18 protein-coding genes are annotated in these 19,888 nt (G+C 41.2%); 12 read left to right on the top strand and 6 right to left on the bottom strand.

Annotated elements, in window-relative coordinates; translation table 11 throughout:
• Positions 1 to 49: 49 nt before the first annotated feature.
• The 6 genes from aspS (at position 50) to ACR63N_RS06480 (ending at position 7,246) form a co-directional block, all read left to right on the top strand.
• A complete protein-coding gene (gene aspS / locus ACR63N_RS06505; protein WP_367105994.1) occupies positions 50 to 1,894 on the top strand; it encodes an aspartate--tRNA ligase in 1,845 nt (614 codons plus the stop codon).
• A gap of 88 nt (positions 1,895 to 1,982) precedes the next feature.
• Positions 1,983 to 2,933 (top strand): lysophospholipid acyltransferase family protein, encoded by a 951-nt coding sequence (locus tag ACR63N_RS06500; protein WP_367103270.1) that lies wholly within the window; start codon positions 1,983 to 1,985, stop codon positions 2,931 to 2,933.
• 105 nt (positions 2,934 to 3,038) lie between these two features.
• Positions 3,039 to 3,839 (top strand): glycosyltransferase, encoded by an 801-nt coding sequence (locus ACR63N_RS06495; RefSeq protein ID WP_367103271.1) that lies wholly within the window; start codon positions 3,039 to 3,041, stop codon positions 3,837 to 3,839.
• A gap of 15 nt (positions 3,840 to 3,854) precedes the next feature.
• Positions 3,855 to 4,880: a capsular polysaccharide biosynthesis protein gene (locus ACR63N_RS06490; protein WP_367103272.1), complete on the top strand. Its 1,026-nt coding sequence runs from the start codon at positions 3,855 to 3,857 to the stop codon at positions 4,878 to 4,880.
• A 64-nt stretch (positions 4,881 to 4,944) separates the two neighbouring features.
• Positions 4,945 to 5,955 (top strand): NAD-dependent epimerase, encoded by a 1,011-nt coding sequence (locus tag ACR63N_RS06485; protein ID WP_367103273.1) that lies wholly within the window; start codon positions 4,945 to 4,947, stop codon positions 5,953 to 5,955.
• 70 nt (positions 5,956 to 6,025) lie between these two features.
• Positions 6,026 to 7,246, top strand: a complete 1,221-nt coding sequence (locus tag ACR63N_RS06480) for a glycosyltransferase family protein (protein WP_367103274.1) — start codon at positions 6,026 to 6,028, stop codon at positions 7,244 to 7,246.
• Positions 7,247 to 7,317: 71 nt separating this feature from the next.
• Here ACR63N_RS06480 and murB read toward each other — a convergent pair whose 3' ends face one another.
• From murB to glnE, 6 genes are all read right to left on the bottom strand, one after another.
• Entirely contained in the window at positions 7,318 to 8,262 is a 945-nt protein-coding gene (gene murB, locus ACR63N_RS06475; RefSeq protein ID WP_367103275.1) for a UDP-N-acetylmuramate dehydrogenase, read from the bottom strand.
• A gap of 6 nt (positions 8,263 to 8,268) precedes the next feature.
• On the bottom strand, positions 8,269 to 9,531 hold the full coding sequence (locus ACR63N_RS06470) for a UDP-N-acetylglucosamine 1-carboxyvinyltransferase (RefSeq protein WP_367103276.1): 1,263 nt from the start codon (positions 9,529 to 9,531) through the stop codon (positions 8,269 to 8,271).
• 105 nt (positions 9,532 to 9,636) lie between these two features.
• Positions 9,637 to 10,719, bottom strand: a complete 1,083-nt coding sequence (locus ACR63N_RS06465) for a glycosyltransferase (RefSeq protein ID WP_367103277.1) — start codon at positions 10,717 to 10,719, stop codon at positions 9,637 to 9,639.
• 57 nt (positions 10,720 to 10,776) lie between these two features.
• Positions 10,777 to 11,607 carry a glycosyl transferase gene (locus tag ACR63N_RS06460; RefSeq protein WP_367103278.1) on the bottom strand — a complete coding sequence of 277 codons (831 nt, stop codon included), beginning with the start codon at positions 11,605 to 11,607 and terminating at the stop codon, positions 10,777 to 10,779.
• A 163-nt stretch (positions 11,608 to 11,770) separates the two neighbouring features.
• Positions 11,771 to 12,700 carry a branched-chain amino acid transaminase gene (locus ACR63N_RS06455; protein ID WP_367103279.1) on the bottom strand — a complete coding sequence of 310 codons (930 nt, stop codon included), beginning with the start codon at positions 12,698 to 12,700 and terminating at the stop codon, positions 11,771 to 11,773.
• Between the two features lie 302 nt (positions 12,701 to 13,002).
• The gene (glnE, locus tag ACR63N_RS06450; RefSeq protein ID WP_472782613.1) at positions 13,003 to 15,855 is read right to left on the bottom strand and encodes a bifunctional [glutamate--ammonia ligase]-adenylyl-L-tyrosine phosphorylase/[glutamate--ammonia-ligase] adenylyltransferase; all 2,853 of its coding nucleotides are present in this window, start codon (positions 15,853 to 15,855) and stop codon (positions 13,003 to 13,005) included.
• A gap of 261 nt (positions 15,856 to 16,116) precedes the next feature.
• On the opposite strand from glnE, the gene ACR63N_RS06445 reads away from it, so the two are divergent.
• The 6 genes from ACR63N_RS06445 to ACR63N_RS06420 all read left to right on the top strand — a co-directional run bounded on the left by ACR63N_RS06445 (position 16,117) and on the right by ACR63N_RS06420 (position 19,881).
• Positions 16,117 to 16,785 carry an amidohydrolase family protein gene (locus ACR63N_RS06445; RefSeq protein WP_472782612.1) on the top strand — a complete coding sequence of 223 codons (669 nt, stop codon included), beginning with the start codon at positions 16,117 to 16,119 and terminating at the stop codon, positions 16,783 to 16,785.
• A 22-nt stretch (positions 16,786 to 16,807) separates the two neighbouring features.
• Complete coding sequence (locus ACR63N_RS06440; protein WP_472782611.1) at positions 16,808 to 17,416, top strand: amidohydrolase family protein; 609 nt, start codon at positions 16,808 to 16,810, stop codon at positions 17,414 to 17,416.
• Positions 17,417 to 17,477: 61 nt separating this feature from the next.
• On the top strand, positions 17,478 to 18,548 hold the full coding sequence (locus ACR63N_RS06435) for an NADP-dependent oxidoreductase (protein WP_472782610.1): 1,071 nt from the start codon (positions 17,478 to 17,480) through the stop codon (positions 18,546 to 18,548).
• A 135-nt stretch (positions 18,549 to 18,683) separates the two neighbouring features.
• Complete coding sequence (tusD, locus tag ACR63N_RS06430; RefSeq protein WP_472782609.1) at positions 18,684 to 19,127, top strand: sulfurtransferase complex subunit TusD; 444 nt, start codon at positions 18,684 to 18,686, stop codon at positions 19,125 to 19,127.
• Positions 19,128 to 19,171: 44 nt separating this feature from the next.
• A complete protein-coding gene (locus tag ACR63N_RS06425) occupies positions 19,172 to 19,495 on the top strand; it encodes a hypothetical protein (RefSeq protein WP_367108781.1) in 324 nt (107 codons plus the stop codon).
• A 47-nt stretch (positions 19,496 to 19,542) separates the two neighbouring features.
• Positions 19,543 to 19,881: a hypothetical protein gene (locus tag ACR63N_RS06420; RefSeq protein WP_367105999.1), complete on the top strand. Its 339-nt coding sequence runs from the start codon at positions 19,543 to 19,545 to the stop codon at positions 19,879 to 19,881.
• The last annotated feature ends 7 nt before the right edge of the window (positions 19,882 to 19,888 follow it).

Raw genomic sequence — 19,888 nt, 5'->3', positions numbered from 1 at the left:
GCGGCAGTAATACTCTTTGAATTAAGCAAACAACTGGACAACAAATATTATGACGCAAAGTGAAATGACCACACACAGTAAATACCGAGATGAGTATTGCGGCGCTGTAACCGAGAACTTACTTGAACAAACCATCTCTATCGTCGGCTGGGTACATCGTCGCCGCGATCATGGTGGGGTTATTTTCTTAGATATGCGCGACCGTGCAGGTATTCTGCAAGTCGTCGTTGATCCCGATACTCCTGAGGCTTTTGCTACTGCCGATGCGGTACGCCCTGAGTATGTACTCAAAATTACAGGACGAGTGCGCCGCCGCTACGAAGGTACCGAAAATCCAAATATGACCAGTGGTCAAGTCGAGCTATTGGGTAAAGAGATTGAAGTATTAGCCAAATCTGATACCCCGCCATTTCCATTAAATGATGAGAACATGACCGTATCAGAGGACTTGCGCTTAAAGTATCGCTATCTCGATATGCGTCGCCCGCAGATGCAAGAACGTATGGTGTTTCGCGCCAAAGCCACCTCTACCATTCGTCGTTATTTAGATGATCATGGCTTTTTGGATGTTGAAACCCCTATCTTGACTCGTGCCACTCCAGAGGGCGCACGTGATTATCTAGTGCCATCACGTACACGTCCGGGCAATTTCTTCGCGCTGCCGCAGTCGCCGCAGCTGTTTAAGCAGCTCCTGATGGTGTCAGGCTTTGATCGCTATTACCAGATCGCTAAGTGCTTTCGTGATGAAGACTTGCGTGCTGATCGTCAGCCTGAATTTACCCAAGTCGATATTGAGACCTCATTCTTAGATGAAGAAGAGATCATGAATATCAACGAAGGTCTGATCAAAAACTTATTCAAAACTATGCTGGGTGTAGAGCTGGCTGACTTTCCACGTATGACTTATTTTGAGGCCATGCGTGATTATGCCTCCGACAAGCCTGATCTGCGCATTCCACTAAAACTAGTGGACGTTGCAGACCTGATGCAAGACGTTGATTTTAAAGTATTTGCCGGTCCTGCTAATGACGCTAAAGGTCGCGTAGCGGCACTGCGTATCCCAAATGGTGCCTCTTTGAGTCGTAAGCAAATCGACGAATATACCAAGTTCGTCGGTATTTATGGCGCACGCGGTTTAGCTTATATTAAAGTTAATGATGTAAGCTTGATCAATAATGGCGTCGATAAAGAGTCAGGACTACAGTCGCCTATTATCAAAAATATGACCGATGAAGTTCTTGCTAGCCTCATAGAACGTACCGGTGCCCAAGATGGCGATATCATCTTCTTTGGGGCAGATAAAGCTAGCGTTGTAAACGATGCGATGGGCGCACTGCGTCAAAAGATCGGTTTGGATCTGGAGATGAAAACCTGCGAGTGGGCGCCGCTCTGGGTTACTGATTTTCCCATGTTTGAAGAAACTGACGATGGTAAATGGACGTCAATGCACCATCCGTTTACCAAACCTAAAGGCTCGGTAGAAGAGCTAAAAAACAATCCTGCAACCGCGCTTTCTATCGCCTATGATATGGTGCTAAATGGCACTGAGATCGGCGGTGGTAGTTTACGTATCAATACGCTTGAGATGCAACAAGCGGTATTTGAAGCACTAGGTATTGATGCAGCTGAGGCTGAAGAGAAGTTTAGCTTCTTACTAGATGCGCTCAAATTTGGCGCGCCGCCGCACGGAGGTTTGGCGTTTGGTTTGGATCGTCTGATTATGCTTATGGTAGGTGCAAGCTCTATTCGTGATGTCATTGCCTTTCCAAAAACTAAGACCGCTGAGGACCCATTGACTCAAGCACCTGCTCCTGTCGATAGCAAGCAGCTACGTGAGCTTGGTATTCGTATGCGTGAAAAGGTGCAAGTAGATACCAGTAATCCTGCTCAATAAATGATCTGAAAATGGATGGTTATTTCATGCGATATTATTTTTTGCAGTACGCCTGTTCACACCATGATTTTTTAGTATGTGAGTGGTTGTGAATCCATACCAAATATTCAAATACGTGCCATTATCTGTGCTGCAGATACTGGCACGTTTTGTTGCTTGGATTATCGTATGGTTGCCAAATTCAAGCTTAGTAGGCACTATCAAAATAAATATGAGGCTGGTTATCCCTGCTTTGTCTGATAACCACAAGCCGTCTTTAATTAGGGATATTGTTCGTAATCAAAGCTTAAGTAGTGTCGAATCTATTAAAAGCTGGGCTATGTCGCCTGAATGGAGCATCGCGCAAATTCGCGAAGTTTACGACAAAGACCTTTTACTAGAGGGTCTTGCCAGTCCCAATGGTATGCTAGCTATCGTACCGCATCTAGGAACATGGGAGATGATGAATGCTTGGCTAAATCAATTTGGCGCGCCTACCATCATGTATAAACCGGTCAAAAATAAACTCGCAAATGACTTTATTTTGCAAGGCCGTGCCCGTCTTAATGCCACTTTGGTACCGACAGATGGTAGCGGTGTTAAAGAAATATTTAAAACGCTTAAACGAGGCGGTTTTAGTATCATATTACCCGATCATGTTCCTGATCCTTCAGGAGGAGTGATCGTGCCGTTTTTTGGGATTAAAACCCTGACCAGCACTCTTGCTCCTAAACTTGCTAATAAAACTAAATGTGCACTAGTTGGTCTCTCCTGTATTCGGCGAGATGATAAAGATGGTTTTGATATCTATTGTTACAAGCTTGATGACCCAGCACTATATGATCGGGATGTCTCAGTTGCTACGCATGCCTTGAATCAAGCTATGGAACGTATGATTAAAGCACATTTTAGTCACTATATGTGGAGTTATCGGCGCTTTAAACGTGTGCCTCTATTGGGTAATCCCTACCGCGCTGATGAGACTGCTTTAGCAGATTTTATTTGCAATAACTACTCTGCAAATAGCAATGCAACTACAGATAATAGTAAAGATACCTGAACACAGTTATAGAATCATATAAATAACGTTGTTCTTATTTATATGATTCTACTGAGGTTAATAGGTAGACGTTTTATCTTTTTTCAATATTAATATGAGTCTATTATGGTCTTCAATACCGCTGATTCCCCATCTACTATTCAAGCGAACACAGACGCCAGCTCGTCCGAGCAACGTTATATTGTCTGTATGAAATGGGGGAATAAGTACGGAGCTGAATATGTGAATCGTTTGTACAATATGGTTAGCCGGCATTTGACATTGGACTTTCAGATGGTTTGCTTGACTGATGATAGCACGGGGATTGATCCTGCCGTACACTGCTACCCTATCCCTGAGCTTGATCTGCCAGCAGGTCCTGAGCGCGGCTGGAAGAAGCTTACCACCTTTAAACCTAAACTCTACGATCTAAAAGGGGTTGCGCTTTTTTTAGATATCGATATTGTCATTGTTGATAACATTGATGCCTTTTTTACCTACGAAGCTGAGCACGATGACAGCGTCGTGATTATTCGCGATTGGAAAAAACCTTGGCGCATGATCGGTAATAGCTCAGTGTATCGCTTCAAAATAGGCAAGAACACCTACCCGGAGCTTTTAGAAAATTTTGAGCGTCACTTCGATACTATTCGTACGCAAGTACGTCACGAACAAGCTTATTTATCTGACTATTTGCGTGAGCACCATCATTTAGAGTATTGGCCAAAGGAATGGTGCGTAAGCTTCAAATACCAGTGTATTGCCCCTATTCCGTTTAATTTAGTACGCGCCCCAAAGCTACCTGCTGGTGCAAAGATTGTGATTTTTCATGGTGAGATTAATCCGCCCGATGCCATTAATGGCGGCGGTGGTAAATGGTATCGCCATGTCAAACCAAGTCCTTGGCTCAAGCAGTACTGGCAATAAGCAAGAGAGTAAGCTGTGAACCAATTTAGTCAAAATAAGTATAATCGAGATGAGCTAGACATCGTCATCGCTTGGGTAGATGGCGCTGATCCTGTACTCAAACAAAAAAGAGCACATTATCAAGCAGAGAAATCCGTAGCCTCAGAAGCTACAACTGCAACGCGTTTCGCCAGCGACGATGAGATATATTACAATATCGCCTCCATCATCAAATACGTACCTTTTTGCCGTCACATATATATTGTCACTGACGAGCAGCAGCCAGCGTTTATCCATGAGTTTGACGACCAAGGTATTTGCGCGCCAGATAAAGTACGTATTATCGATCACAAAGATATTTTTAGAGGATACGAGCAGTTTTTACCAACCTTTAATACCCGCTCGATTGAGACCATGCTATGGAACATTGCAGGATTGTCCGATCATTTTATTTACATGAATGATGATTTCTTTTTTAATCAGCCCGTAACTCTTAATGACTTTTTAGAAGATAAAGAGATCATCATTCATGGTCATTGGCGCAAAAGCGGAGCCATACAAGCCAAGATTAGTTATCGTAAATCTTTACAAAAGCTATTTGGTACCCCAGTACAACCAAGGCATACCGTAGCACAAATGTTAAGCGCAAAAATACTAGGTATGAATAAGTTCTTTGAGATCCCTCATTATCCGCATGTTGTTGATAAGCATATTTTAAAAGACTATCTGTTGAGCCATCCAAAGCTATTAGAGCAGCAAATTAAATATAAATTTAGAGATGTCGCTCAGGTTAATCCGATAACGCTTATGAATCACTTGAAAATTCGAAACAATGAAGCCCGTCTAAAGCCTGATATCGCTATCAACTATCTAAAGAATAAAAATACCGTTGATACATTTATAAATAATTTACACAATAAATCCATTAAGTATGGTTGTATTCAAAGCTTAGATCAACTTGAAGCAGAGTCTTATCAAAGCGTAAGGGCTGCTATGATCCAGAAATTATCAGACTTTCTGCCCACTTCTGTGGCTTTTGTGCAGCCTAGTAATAGTAAGTAATATTAGGCTGCTAACCTTCTTCAAGCATTTATAAAAACAGCGAACAAACAACTGGGAGCGATTGATGAGAATTTTAGTCACGGGAGCGGCAGGTTTTATCGGTTTTCATTTAATCAAAGCCCTATTGCAAACGAGCTCGTCAGATAAAGAGTACGCTATCGTTGGTATTGATAATATCAACGATTACTACGACGTCGCTTTAAAAAATGATCGATTAGAAATACTAAGCAAACACGCATTAGAGCATACCTTTACCTTTATTAAGTTAGACCTTGCTGATCGTGAAGCCATGTCGACGCTTTTTGCTGATAATAAATTCGATGTCGTTATCAATCTTGCCGCGCAAGCAGGCGTGCGTTACTCACTTGATAACCCAGACGCTTATATCGACTCTAACGTAGTAGGCTTTTTAAACGTGCTAGAAGGCTGCCGCCGGAACCACGTTAAGCACTTGCTTTATGCTAGCTCAAGCTCAGTCTATGGTATGAATGTAAAGCAGCCCTTTAGCACCGAGGACAACGTTGACTTTCCGATTAGCTTATATGCCGCTACCAAAAAATCTAATGAGCTGATGGCGCATAGCTACAGTCATTTGTATAATATACCTACGACAGGACTGCGCTTTTTTACCGTTTATGGCCCTTATGGTCGACCGGATATGGCCTATTTTTCTTTTACTAAAAAAATACTAAACGGTGATACTATTGATGTCTTTAATAATGGGGAGTTGCAGCGCGACTTTACTTATATTGATGATGTCATAGCAGGTATCATACGTATTGTCGATAAAACCCCCAGCCCACAGCAATCTGAAATCACAACGGCAACAGCGCCCTATAAAATATACAATATCGGTAATAATCGACCCGTAACTTTGCGCCGTTTTATCAGCGCTATTGAGACCGCTTGTGGCAAAAAAGCTAAAGAGAACTTGCTACCGATGCAGCCAGGCGATGTGCCTATTACTTACGCTGATATTAGTGAACTACAAGAAGATATAGGCTTTATGCCAAAAACTACTATTGAAGAGGGTATCGAGAAATTTGTAGCATGGTATAAAGATTATTATTTATGATCATTGTTCATACCTAAGTTTAAAGAAAGCCTACTATTGACATAACTATTGATTATCAAGGATATAAGGTATGGTCTTGTTTTTAATCTCAAACTATGAAGGTTTTAATACAGGTCATGGTGGTCATTATTATTCTTTACGACAAATGGCAGAATCTATAGCTAAATACGAAAAGGTAGTTACTATCGTACTTGGTACCGAAATGCCAATAGTGTTAGCAGATATGAAGGATGCTCACCATGTACCTACAAAACTACACTTACAAAAAAAAGCGTTAAAAGATGCTATTAACAAATTAAAAGCTCTTGAGCTCTTGTCTAGATTATCAGTCGTTCATGCTTATGATGCAAAGTCCGTATACGTGGGTAGTTATATCGCAAAAATAATAAAAATCCCGTTTATACTCACTAAGTGTGGTGGAAAAGCACCTAAAAAGTTTTATCCTAAGGTGAGTTCTTTAATCGTTTTTCACAAGACAGACTACGATCACTTTGATAATTATAAAAAAGGTTACAACAATCTCTACCTAATCCCTAATAGAGTCAAACCAACCCGTTTTTGTGAACAAAGAAAAAATCAAATAGACAGTATAAGCGATGAAAATGTTTTCAATATCATCAAAATAGGTAGAATAGGTACTTATTATCATAAGACATTAACAAGTGCAATCAAATTTTGTGCTGAGGTTCAAAGCCCAGCCTATCCTATTAAACTTACATTCATTGGTTATCAAGAATCAGCTGATATTGCTAATGAATTACATCTACTTTCGAAAAAGCTTAATGTAAATTTGAGCATTCACTCTGAGAGTAGTTATACTTCAAATGCATCCGAGTTGATTTGGGCTTGCGATGCGTCAATTGGCACCGGTAGAGGCGCTATGGAGGCTCTATCAGCAGGGAAAATACTTCTATTTCCTGTCGCTAATTTCGACTATCCATGTCTGTTTAATGAACAAACAGCACCTTTTGCAATACGTGATAATTTTTCAGAAAGAGTAAAATTACCCGAAGAGCTCAGTAATTATTGTAATCCCAAACATTTAATGAGCTTATTATCTAATAATAATTATAAAGATGATCTTAGAAAATTTGGGACTAATTTTTTTAATTTATACTTCAATGTAGATGTAGGCGCTGAAAAAATAATTGATATATATAATAACAGTCAAGACATAGCGCCAATCTCTAGATGGTATTTACTTTATTTACGTTTCTACAATGCAAAACTATACTTCAAATACCGATCAAAGCCTTTTAGACATCAATTCATGAAAGCGTTACGACTATAGATAGGATCGAAATAGTACATAAAATACGCTATATTGTGTTATATAGTGAACAGTATTTAATTCAATTAAAGCTAAAGACTTATTATATCTCCACAGGAAGTAACAAACTTTGCTTCGACAATCATTTGATATCCTGTTTTCTTATAAACGGTCTCTTTTATAATATTAATTAAATACAAAATATCGTTAGCTTGAGCCCTACCCGTATTTACAATAAAATTAGCGTGTAATTTTGATATTTGAGCATCCCCTCTACTCAAACCCTTCAGCCCACATCCTTCAATAATTTTTCCTGGTGGCCCATAATCCTCATACATATCAAGATTACTAATAAATGTAGATCCACAGTTTGGTTGTTTCTGTGGAAATTTTTTTCGCCGCGACTTTAGAATACGTAGCATTTCTCGACGTATATCATTCTTATCTTGATTGGTATCAAGGATTAATCCAACTTCTACAATAACGTCGTCTTTATTCTGAAAAATAGAATTACGATAAGAAAAGTCGCACTCCTTATTAGTATAACGCTTTATTTTGCCTTTATTATCGACAATTTCTACATATCTTACGACACTACTTATACTCTGCCTCTGACTGCCACCATTCATGACAATGAGGCCGCCAAGGGAACCTGGAATACCACAGGTATGTTCAAGACCCGATAAACCTGCTTGCATAGCTACTCTAGCTAAACTTGGTATCCATATACCAGACTCAGCAATAAGTTCTACACCGTCTATCTTTAATCCAGAGAAGTTAGAGCCTATTTGTATAACAACAACATGTAAGCCCTCATCAGAAAACAATAAATTTGTCGTATTTCCTATGATTACTGATTTTAAATCATTCGAGTATAGCCATTGTCGTATTTTAATCAATTCTTTTTTGCTTCTCGGACGAACCACAACTTCCGCTTTTCCGCCTATCCGCCACTGACTTAACTGTGATAATGGCACATCATATTCTGTAATCTGTGGAAAAAGAGCATAAATTTTTTTCTTATAAAAGAGATCCATACATGTTTATCCAATACTACCACTACAGTTTGCCCCCAAAGCTTTTAGCTTTGGTATAAGATCAACATATCCACGCCCAATTTGCCAAGCATCAGTAATCACAGTTTCGCCTTCAGCAGCCAAACCACAGAGTGTTAAAGCAATACCAGCGCGTAAATCTAAAGCCTTAACTTCAGTACCTATCAATCCTCCATTATTACCCATTACTTTGAGCATATCGCCAGATATCCCATACTGAACGCCCATACGAGCCATCTCTTTTGCATACCCGTAACGACCAGGAAAACGTAGGTCTATTATACGCGACTCGCCTTGCGCTTGCGCGGCCCACGCAGCTAAAATAGGTTGTACGTCTGAGTTGATACCGGGATGTGGACCAGTACTCACTTCAATTGGGTAGCAACAACCACCTCGTACAATGAGTGAGTTTTCACCTTTATAAAGCTTTGCTCCTGCCGCTTTTAGGTGAGTAAGAACAACTTCTAAATCTCGATAAGGAAAATCATGAATCTCTATATCACCTTTTGTAATAACGGCAGCAGCTAACCATGTAATAGCTTCCATGCTGTCAGCAATAACTTTATGTCTAACGCCCTTTAGTTGTTCGACACCAGTAATTTCTATATGCTCTTGGCCAAAAACCTTGATATGAGCACCCATGTCATTTAACATCGTAATTAAATCTAGTATTTCTGGACGAATATGAGGATTCCAAATACGCGTAACCCCTTTTGCAAGCGATCCTGCTAAAATTGCATTTTCTGTAGCACCAGTTGAACGCATAGGTAGATGTATGTCCGTACCTAACAGTCTATCTTTAACCTTTGAACACAAGTAATCATCTTCTTCCCATACCCTTGCACCTAGAGCTTCAAGTACCATAACATGCAAGTCATACTTACGTTCACCAAGCTTGCAACCGCCTGGCAATGGCACTCTTGCTTCTCCAAAACGCGCAGTCAACGCACCTAATATAAGCAAAGTATTTCTAATAGAACGATCTTCCCAAGTCAGATTTGTTTTTAGATTACTAGATTCTTTAATCAAAATAGTGTCAGCTGATATAAGCATTGTCTCCTTACCTAAAGCATGTAGCATATCAACGTGTATCTGAGCATCTAGAAGTTGAGATGGGTAATTTTCTAGTACAATATTATCTTCAGATAAGATGCTAGCCGCTAATAATTTTAGCGCTGAATTCTTAGCTCCTGATAGCTCTATTTGTCCCTCTAATCTACTCTTTGACACTACCAGAACATTACTAGTCATTCTAAAATCTCGTTTTATAAAATCTTCTAACTGTTATTAAAGGACAGATTTAACTGCTGTTTAAGTAAAACTAACACATTTCAAAAAACAGACAAACTAATCCTGCTAAGAATCTAGATAATCAACATATTGCTGAGCAATCTTCTTAGGTAAAAATCTTTCATCAAAATCCACTTTAAAACTTTGTGGATCCACCATTAGTTTTGTCATTTTACTTGCCAAAGCAGCCACATCATCTACAGAAACAAGATTATTAGCAGGTAATATCTCATTTGGTCCCGACTGACAATCAGTACTTACTACTGGAGTATTTAAAGCAAGTGCTTCTGGAATAACTCTAACAAAACCTTCAGAGCGGGAAGACAATACAAACCCTCTAGCATGTTTCATAAAAGGATAAGGATTTTTGTTAAACTCTAAAAAGACAATTTTATCCTCTAATCCTAAATCTTTAGCCAATAATTTAGTTTGATTGAGCATCTTACCTTTTCCCAATAATACGAGAGGGTATGCCATCGATGAATTAGCATAAGCCTTAAGTAAAACATCATGAGCTTTTTCAGGTTTGAAACTACCGACATGTAACAAATACTGATTTGTTTTAAGTGCATTATGGATATAACTAAATGGTTCATTAGCAAGTTGTTCAATTGACACTTTATCAAACGCGTTATAGATTGTAGTACTTGTAATACAAGAACCTAGGGTGGCTTGTAAGTCGCTTTCAACCCCCTTCGAAACACAAACACATGGTTTACTCTCATAAATTTGTCTTAGTTTTTTGACAACTTGTTCTGTTTTATGGTTGTCAGTTAAGTTAAATTTATTAGATATTGTATTTCTAATGACATATATCAGATTAGGTAGTTTGCTGTAAGCCATAATTCTATCTGCTGCAAACAAATTTGATATGACAATATCGGGTTGGCCAATCCTATCTAATACGTATTTATCAACCATACGGGCGAATAGTGGATAACGAAGTTGAGAAGCGGGTATCAGTTTATAGGGTTTAAAATTTATAACGTGATAGTTAATATTTGGATTAAAATCATACTCCGCTAAAGACTTGAATCTTAAAATATGAACATCGTAGCCAAGTTCGTAAAACCCTTGACCTAATGTCAATACAGAACGTTCTGCACCTCCACCCTGAAGACAGTTAATCACAAGTAACACTGTTTTCATGTGTCGCTCCATAGCCTCTGATGAAATAGTAAAATGTTGTTAACTTTACGCAAAAACCTATTCTCTCCAATATTCCTCAATCCAATCTACGGGTAATATAAAATGACGCAGATGGCGTATAGGACTTTTTATATTTTTGGGTTCGATAATTCTCTTTAAATGATCTTTGGCATTATTAGCGGCATTTTTGTTATATTTTCCTTCCAAAGCATGGCTAGGGTACAAATCGCCCGGAAAGATAATAATACGCGAGCCCTTTGGTATCTTTGGTTTTTTAAAGTAGTTAAGTGGAAAAGGCTGACGACTTTTACGTCTAAAGTGCGCCACCCATGCCTTTGGAAATATTTTCACCCCGCCTGGTACATTACGAGTCACAAAGCGCTGCTCAAAACGATATTTGTCAGCAATGCCTTGCGGATCGGCTTTGAACTTTTCTTGTAAGGATACTAGCGAGCCGACTTGAAACCGAAAGCACGACGTTTGCCCTAAACGCTCTAGTGGATTACTTGGATTATAAGATAAAACGACATCATCAGGCTTACCATATTCAAAAAAAGGATCAAGGCTATCGACGATAATCACATCCAAATCTAAGAATAAAACAATACCCGTTAAGTCGCCAAGTTTTTCGCCCCAAAGCCGGGACTTTGGCCATTTACCTAGGGTATTAGTCGGCATAGTAACATCTAAAGGCGGCAATTCTTGGCACTCAATCTCCGGACGGACATCGGTGGTATCATCAGTAAAACAGACAAAACGAAACGGCGGGGTAATATTGCGCGATACCATACCATAAAGTTTATTGGCATAATCGGCACCGTATTTAGTACCCCATTTGATACAGATGATTTGTTTGATGTTGTTGTCATCTTGGGCTTTTTTAAACATGAAAAGGGCTCACTATGGTTTTGGGTAAATATTCCATTCTCTAATTTGAGAGTCAGAAGTAAATATAGTGCTCAGTATATTAGCATAAAAAAAAGCCAAGACCATTTAATGTCTTAGCACTTTTATTTCAACTGAATCTATTAAAGTAAGTTGATGACGATAATCAATCAATAAAACTTAACCAGTCCATATACTGCTCATTGCGGCCATGGACCACATCAAAGTATAACGTTTGCAGCTTTTCGGTGATTTCACCGCGCCCACCGTTACCAATAGTACGATCATCGTATTCACGAATTGGCGTGACTTCGGCGGCAGTGCCAGTCATAAAAATCTCATCTGCTAAATAAAACTCATCACGCGTAATACGGCGCTCTGTGACCTTGATCCCTAAGTCAGCAGCGAACTGAATGATAGTCCGGCGCGTAATACCGTCAAGCGCTCCGCCCGCTAGATCTGGTGTATGTAGCTCACCGTTTTTGACTAAGAATAAATTCTCACCTGAGCCTTGGCAAACATAGCCCTGTGAATCCATTAATATCGCTTCATCATAGCCATTACGCGTCACTTCACGATTCGCCATGATAGATACTGGATAGTTGCTGGCGGCTTTAGCTTTACACATGGTGACGTTAGGCAAGTGATGAGTATACGATGAGGTTTTGACGCGAATACCGTTTTGAATGCCCTCTTCGCCTAGATAAGCCCCCCAATGCCAAGCGGCTACCATCGCGTTAACGCTATTATTGTGAGCAGACAATCCTAGTTTCTCCGCGCCAACCCAAATTAGCGGACGAATATAAGCCTCTGCTAAATTATTCTGCTTGACCACATCTTTATGAGCTTGCTCCAAAGTAGCCGCGTCAAAAGGCACTTGCAACTGAAAGATTTTTGCAGAACCTAATAGCCGCTCAGTATGCTCTTTTAGACGAAAGACGGCGGTACGTTTGTCATCGGTTTGATAAGCACGCACCCCTTCAAATACAGCGATACCATAATGCAAGCTGTGAGTAAGCACATGGACTTTGGCATCAGGTTGATTGATAATCTCACCGTTCATCCAAAGCTTGCCTTCTTGTGTTGCCATGTTCATTCGATAATCCTTATGCTAGCGCTGGCGACTAACCTTTTTTGTTAAGTTTTAAGTTGATATTTTAGTAAACAGGTATTTTATAAAAACGCTCTGTAAACACTAAACCTATCAGTGTACAAAAGATTATATCACTGGCGAGCTTTGTATTTGCAACATTTTAGTTAGGAGCTAGATAGCTTTTATTTGTGTTGATTTAGACTCAGCTGATTAGTGTTTTGATATTTAGTATTTTTAGGTATAGTTAACATACTTTAAAACAGGCACATCGCTGTCAGTATTATTTAGGATTGACTATATAAAGACTACTTTTCTTCCGTAGAGGTTACGCCCATAAGATGCTGCCACTGGTTTTGTACCAGCGCGCGCGTCTCAACCCATAGCGACTCATCAACCGACGAGGACTGCTCGGCCAATGCCAATTGATGGGTCGCTGCGCGAATACGCAGATAGGCATCGGTTAAGTTTTGACAAACCTCCTCTTCCCAAATACCAAGCTGCGCTACCTCCTCAAAGATGCGTACATTGTCGCTCCACTTGGTCAAGCTTGGATACTCGTGCGAATAAGCTAGCACAGCAAACTGCGCTAAAAACTCAATGTCAATGATACCGCCGGCGTCTTGTTTGAGATGGAACTTGCCTGCCCGTTGATCTTTACGGCTAGTACCTAAATGCTTTTGCATCTTGATACGCATAGCCGTTACCTCAACACGTACCTCGTCAAGTGTGCGCGGTAATGACAATACCGTACGGCGAATATCATGAAAGCGAGCCGTTACCCTTTTATCGCCACAAATGGCACGCGCCCTCACCAAGGCTTGATGCTCCCAAGACCAAGCTTTATCAAGCTGGTAAGTCTCAAAAGCGTGGCAGGATACCACCATCATGCCAGCGTTACCTGATGGCCGCAAGCGCATATCAACTTCATAAGCGCGGCCATCACGGGTTTGGGTATTGAGATAAGTCATCAGCTTTTGTGCCAGGCGCGCGGCAAACTTCATACCGCTAACAGAATTCTCACCTGTGGTCATACCTTGCTCTTTTATTTTGTGTAAAAACACTAAGTCCAAGTCAGATGAGTAGGATAATTCAAGTCCGCCAAGCTTGCCATAACCTATGATAGCAAAACCGCAGTCAGCCTCGGTGACCGGATCGCCATCTTGAGCAATAGGATAGCCATAGCGCTTGACCAGCTCAGCAAAAGCGCGCTCAAGTGCCGCCTCTAGTACCACCGCTGCGATGTAAGTGAGCGAATCAGATACTTTCATAATCGGACGCTCTGCTAAAACGTCGCTTGCCGCTACCGCCAATACTTGATTCTTTTTAAAGAGGCGCAGTACGCTAAGCAGCTCCTCTTCATCATCAGGCTCTACTCGCAGTAAACGCTGACGCAAGATATCGCGTAGCTCAGGTTTGTCCGGCAAATGACGATAACGCTGCTGTAAAAAGCTATCGAGCAGTACAGGATAACGCGCCAGCTCATTAGCGATCCAAGGGCTAGCGGACAACATCGGTATTAATGCGGTCGTAGCATTAGGATTCTCGGCAAGCATCACTAAATAAATTGAGCGTCGACAAATCGCCTCCAGTAAAGTAATCAATCGAGGTAGCGCAGTATTGGCAAGATGCTGCTCTTGATGCGCTAGTAGCGCATGGACAATAACCGGATAAGCTGCGTTTAAACGTGCTCTAGCTTCATCGCTCAGATTGGTCACCATCTTTGAATCCCAAAACCTTTGCAGCTGCGCCCGGTTCTCTTCATTGAGAATCGCATCAAGCTGAGCAATTTGCTCATTAATATCAGCAGGCTCAAGCGTAGTATCTTCTTGTGCGGGCACTTGCCGCTCAGTCACCATGCGCTCAAAGGGTACATTGACGTTATGACGATGATCATTAAGCTTAGTAAGCAGACCATTCCAATCTTCAAACCCAAGCGTCATCGCTAAATTATGCTGCCAATGAGGATCATGAGGTAGACGCTGCGTTTGTTGATCATTGATGGCTTGTATCGCGTGCTCAAGACGGCGCAAAAACCGATAAGCAGCTTGTAGTTGCTCATAAGTGATTCGTTCTAAATAGTTCAGCTCATACAAAGCTTGCAGTGCTTGCAGACAAGCTTTGACCTGTAGCTGCGGATATCGGCCACCATAGATCAATTGATAAGCTTGTACGACAAACTCAATATCACGAATGCCGCCTGCCCCAAGCTTGATATTATCCAAGTCCTCGCGCTGGGCTACTTGATTTTGAATCAAGGACTTCATCTCACGCAGCGCTGAAAATGCACTATAATCGACATAGTAGCGAAAGACAAACGGCTTGATCAGCGCTTGCAGCTCACTATAAAATACTGGCGTAATCTGTCCAACCACGCGCGCCTTGAGCCAAGCAAAGCGCTCCCAAGCGCGGCCATGCTGGGTAAAGTATTTCTCCAAAGCTGAGAGATGAATAGCCAAATCACTACCATCACCCCACGGACGCAGGCGCATATCAACACGAAACACAAACCCATCGGCGGTACAATTATCCAGCAGTTTAATGATACCTTGACCCAAGCGCGTCATAAAGCGCTTATTATCAATACTACGCGTCCCTTTTGATTTGTCACCATCAGTCTCACCGCGCGCTTGATGGACAAAGATCAGATCAATATCACTGGATAAATTTAGCTCATGCGCGCCAAGCTTACCCATAGCCATAATCGCCATATCGTCGATTTGTCTTTTACCTTTAACATCGATAAAGGTCGGCTGACCATATTTGGTGATCAGATGCTGATAGGTATAATCTTTGGCAAATAAAATACAACCATCGGCAAATTCTGAAAGCTCATCGGTCAATTGTTCAAGCTTGATAACCCCTAATGCATCTTGCCAGATCCAGCGCATCATCAGTAGCATCCGTAGATGGCGCAGACCACTCATTACCTGAGCTTCGTCAGCAAGTTGATAGTTGTCATCCAAAGTATAATCTTGAATAAGATCATCAATTTGCTGACGTGTTAAGGTCTGGTTTAAAGGATAACTACGTAAAAACGTCTGGCAGGAGATCGTTCGGCTCTCCCAAATCTGATAAGCAAATTCGCTTGCTGTTTGTAACACTTGTAGTTGAGCGGCGGTGGGCTGATAGTCTGAAGCGATAGGGGTGGCTGGAAACATAGTGACAAAAACTCCTTGCAGCGTAGATGAAATAGACTACCTGAACCAAATAAGATTGTTCATAATTTTTTCTTACGAGACGGTCACAACAAGTAGTATTACTATTTGCCAATAATTAGCATCTTTATTTAGCATAAAGTTACTTTTAACAACGTTGCTACCCTTCGATCTGGTTGTCATTATGGTAGCATGAATAGCTTAAACATGGACGAGATTGCTCTATCTTAAAGAGCACTGTTAAAAGTTATTAAAGGACATGGTATGAATATAACTGAGCAAAGTATTCACAATAATAGCTCTAAGATTAAACGCAGTGATCAAGAGTTTGTGCTTAGCAATGTCCGTTTAGAAACTGGATTTGTATATGATAACAATGAGCAAATTATTGCTACCAAGACAGCCTTTTTCGATCTTTTGATCTCTAACGGTAAAATTGAAGCCATTACTGAGTACAATCAAACCAAAGAAGCCCAGAATAAAATAGAGCAAGCATACTTTACAGATTTAGTAATCATCGATGCCGATAGGCTGTTAATGCTACCCACTTTGCAAGATATGCATATTCATATCGATAAAACCTACTACGGTACAGGCTGGCAGGCAGCGCCTTGGAACGGTAGCATCAAAGATATGATTGATTTTGAAAAAACATTGATCCCAAAACTGTTGCCTAACTCGCAGCAACGCGCTGAAAAATGCATAGAGCTGATGCAAAGCTATGGCTCTACTTTCGCCCGCTGTCACGCCAATGTTGACCCGGTAAGTGGCCTCAAAAGCCTAGAGCACCTGCTTTTAGCCTTAGACAATTACAAAGACAGCTTTGACTGGCAAATTGCCGCTTTTCCGCAGCACGGCATTCTTTATTCGCAGTCTGAGAGCTTATTACGCGAAGCGGCGCAAATGGATATTGATTTTATTGGGGGGGCTTGATCCCACTGTCGTTGACGGGGATATGGAGAAATCTTTGGATATCATGTTTGGTGTTGTTTTAGATTATAACAAAGGCATTGATATTCATTTGCATGAAGACCTGCCCTCAGGCAAAGCGGTGATGGAGCACATGATCAAAAGGGTCAAAGAAAACCCAGTACTACAAGGTAAAACCTTTATTACTCATGCCTATGCCTTGGCAATGCTACCGTCGCAAGAGCTAAAAAATATAGCCGATCAATTTGCCAAATACGGTATTGGTATCATCTCAAGCGTACCGATTGGCAAGCAAGTTATGCCTTTACCGACATTAATAGAACACGGCGTCAAAGTTTTAACCGGTACTGATAATCTTATGGATAATTTCTCGCCCTTTGGCACAGGCGACATGCTACAAAAAGCTAATCTATGCGCGCAGCTGTATGACTGGACAGATGAATACCGTTTAAATCGCGCCTTAAAAATGGTAACTCAACATCTGCTACCTTTAGATGATGAGGGCAAGCAAGTTTGGCCGTTTGTAGGTGCTGACGCTGATTTTATATTACTCAATGCTTCTTGTTCAGCTGAGGCTGTAGCACGTCTGCCCAAGCGCGAAGCAGTTTACTATAAAGGCAAAGCTATTACTTAATAATTACTAATCGGTAATAAGTAAATAAAAAAGTAAAATCATAAAACATAAGGATAATAAAATGAGCGAGTCTAATAAAAAAGAGCAAAACCAAGAAATCGTTTTAGCTGAGCATCCTTCAGGCGTTCCTACCAAAGATACATTTAGGATTAATGATATCGATATGCCAACAGCGGACACCCTTAGGGACAATGAGGTGCTAATAAAAAGCCTTTACGTCTCGGTCGATCCGGGCATGCGCGGCTTTATGGATAAAGGTAAGGACGATGCTGCGGGCAATAAGTATGAGCTAAATGAGCCTATTACCAGTAGAAGCGTGGCCCAGATTATGGCTACTGGTAGCGATAGTAGCAACGGCGATAACTCGTTCAAAAAGGGCGATATCGTCCATGGCCGCTTTGCATGGCAAAAGTATCAAGCTGTTGACGTAGAAGATATTGAAAAGGTTGACCCTGATCTTGCGCCTATCTCCACCGCCGTCAGTATGCTTGGCGTACCTGGACTTGCTGCTTACTTTGGTATGCTAAAAATCGCTAACCCTCAAGAGGGCGAGACGGTAGTGGTATCTGGTGCAGCAGGCTCAGTTGGTAGTATGGCGGCGCAGTTCGCCAAGATAAAAGGCTGCAAAGTCGTCGGTATCGCCGGCTCTTCTGAAAAGATTGATTATTTAGAGAATGAGCTAGGACTAGATAAAGGCATTAATTATAAACAAACTGATGATATGCAGGCAGCAATAAAAGAGGCTTGTCCGGACGGCGTTGATGTATTCTTTGATAATGTTGGCGGAGAATTATTCGATGCGGTTTTTGCTAATATTAACCGCCATGGTCGTATCGCTATTTGTGGTCAGATCGCTGAATATAATGCAGATAATCCACCTAAAGGCCCAAGACCTATGCACACTTTGATCAAAAAAAGCGCACGCATGGAAGGTTTTGTAGTCTTTGACTTTAGTGATGAGTTTGAGGATGCCAAAAAGCAAATCGCTAAGTGGTATAATGACGATGAGCTAATATACAGAGAAAACCTTATCGAAGGGTTTGAAAATATTCCATCTGCCTTTATTGGTCTTTTCGAAGGAGAAAATATCGGTAAGCAAATGGTTAAAGTTAGTGAGGTTAATGAAACCTAGCAGCACTAATATATTCATCTCAACTATCGCATTTATTAATGTAGGCTATGGCTTTAACTCATCACTTTGATTTTGAAAATTTTTAAGCTAAGTTAAGGATATATCCTACTATAATTCTAACAAGTTAAAATACCTATGAGCCAAACTCTATTACTGTTAATCACCAAAGACCCAAGTCATCCGCTTGCGCATTTAGCGCTGCGATACGCGCGTACTTTTTTAGAAGCAAAACTTAAGGTTAATGCTACTGACCGCAAAAATGAAACTGATGACTCTGAAAACGATAATCAGCTGTTAAAGCTGTTTTTTTATGCTGATGCGACAAATATTGCCAATCGCTTGCGCTGGCAGTCGGCCGATCAGGTCAATTTAACAAAAGAGTGGCAGATACTTGCCGAGCAATATCAGCTTGCATTGCCCGTTTGCGTCAGTACTGCGCTAAGCCGCGGTATCAGCGATCCTGATAATAGCGCACGGCATCAACTGCAGGGCGATAATCTTGCTGAAAGTTTTGAATTGGTAGGGCTTAGTGAGCTGGCGCTCATGATGCAAAGCGACTGCCGAGTGCTGCAGTTTTAAGTGTTAGTAAGCATATATAACGAATAAGGGATGAAAAACCAACCATGAAGTTACTCATTCAGCTACGCACGGCGACAGAGATAGCAAGTTATGAAGGCTGCGCGCTTGCTCTAACACTGGCAACCTTTGGTCATGAGGTCCAGCTGTATTTGGACGCGCCCGTGTTTGGCTTACTTATGCAGCCTAAATCTCGTCTGCATGGTATGATTCAATCGCTTGAATTGTATGATATACCACCTGCTTGGCTACCTGATGATGTGTTTAGTGGCTGGGTCACTGGTATGTTGCCCAGCGATTTAGCCGCTCAGCTGATGCTCATCCCCGAAGTTATTGACTCACGGGATTTCGCCCAGATTTTAACCTTTTAAGGGTAATTACTGGTATTTGAAACTAAACAGACAAACCGGACATCATTATGGCAACCCTTTACCAATTACATAGCACCATGGATAAGCTTAGAAGCAGCACCACAGAGCTGGCACTGACATGGCGTGCTGGCGACAGCATTATCTTATTAGGAGCGACAGCCGCTTATATAGACTGGTTCAATGCTTATCTAAGCGATAATGACCTCTCCGGTATAGAAGGGATCGCTGGTATCTATGCCTTGGTAGACGATGTGGCGCAGCTTAGTGACAACACCCAAGCCAAATTAGATCTATCTACCAAGCTCACCGATATTTTAACCAACGAGGAATGGGTAACTATGACTCAAGAAGATTATTTTGACAAAGTAGTGACCATTGCTTTATGAGTATCGC

The sequence above is a fragment of the Psychrobacter sp. M4 genome, assembly GCF_055699795.1.
This window is presented reverse-complemented; position numbering and strand designations above follow the sequence as displayed.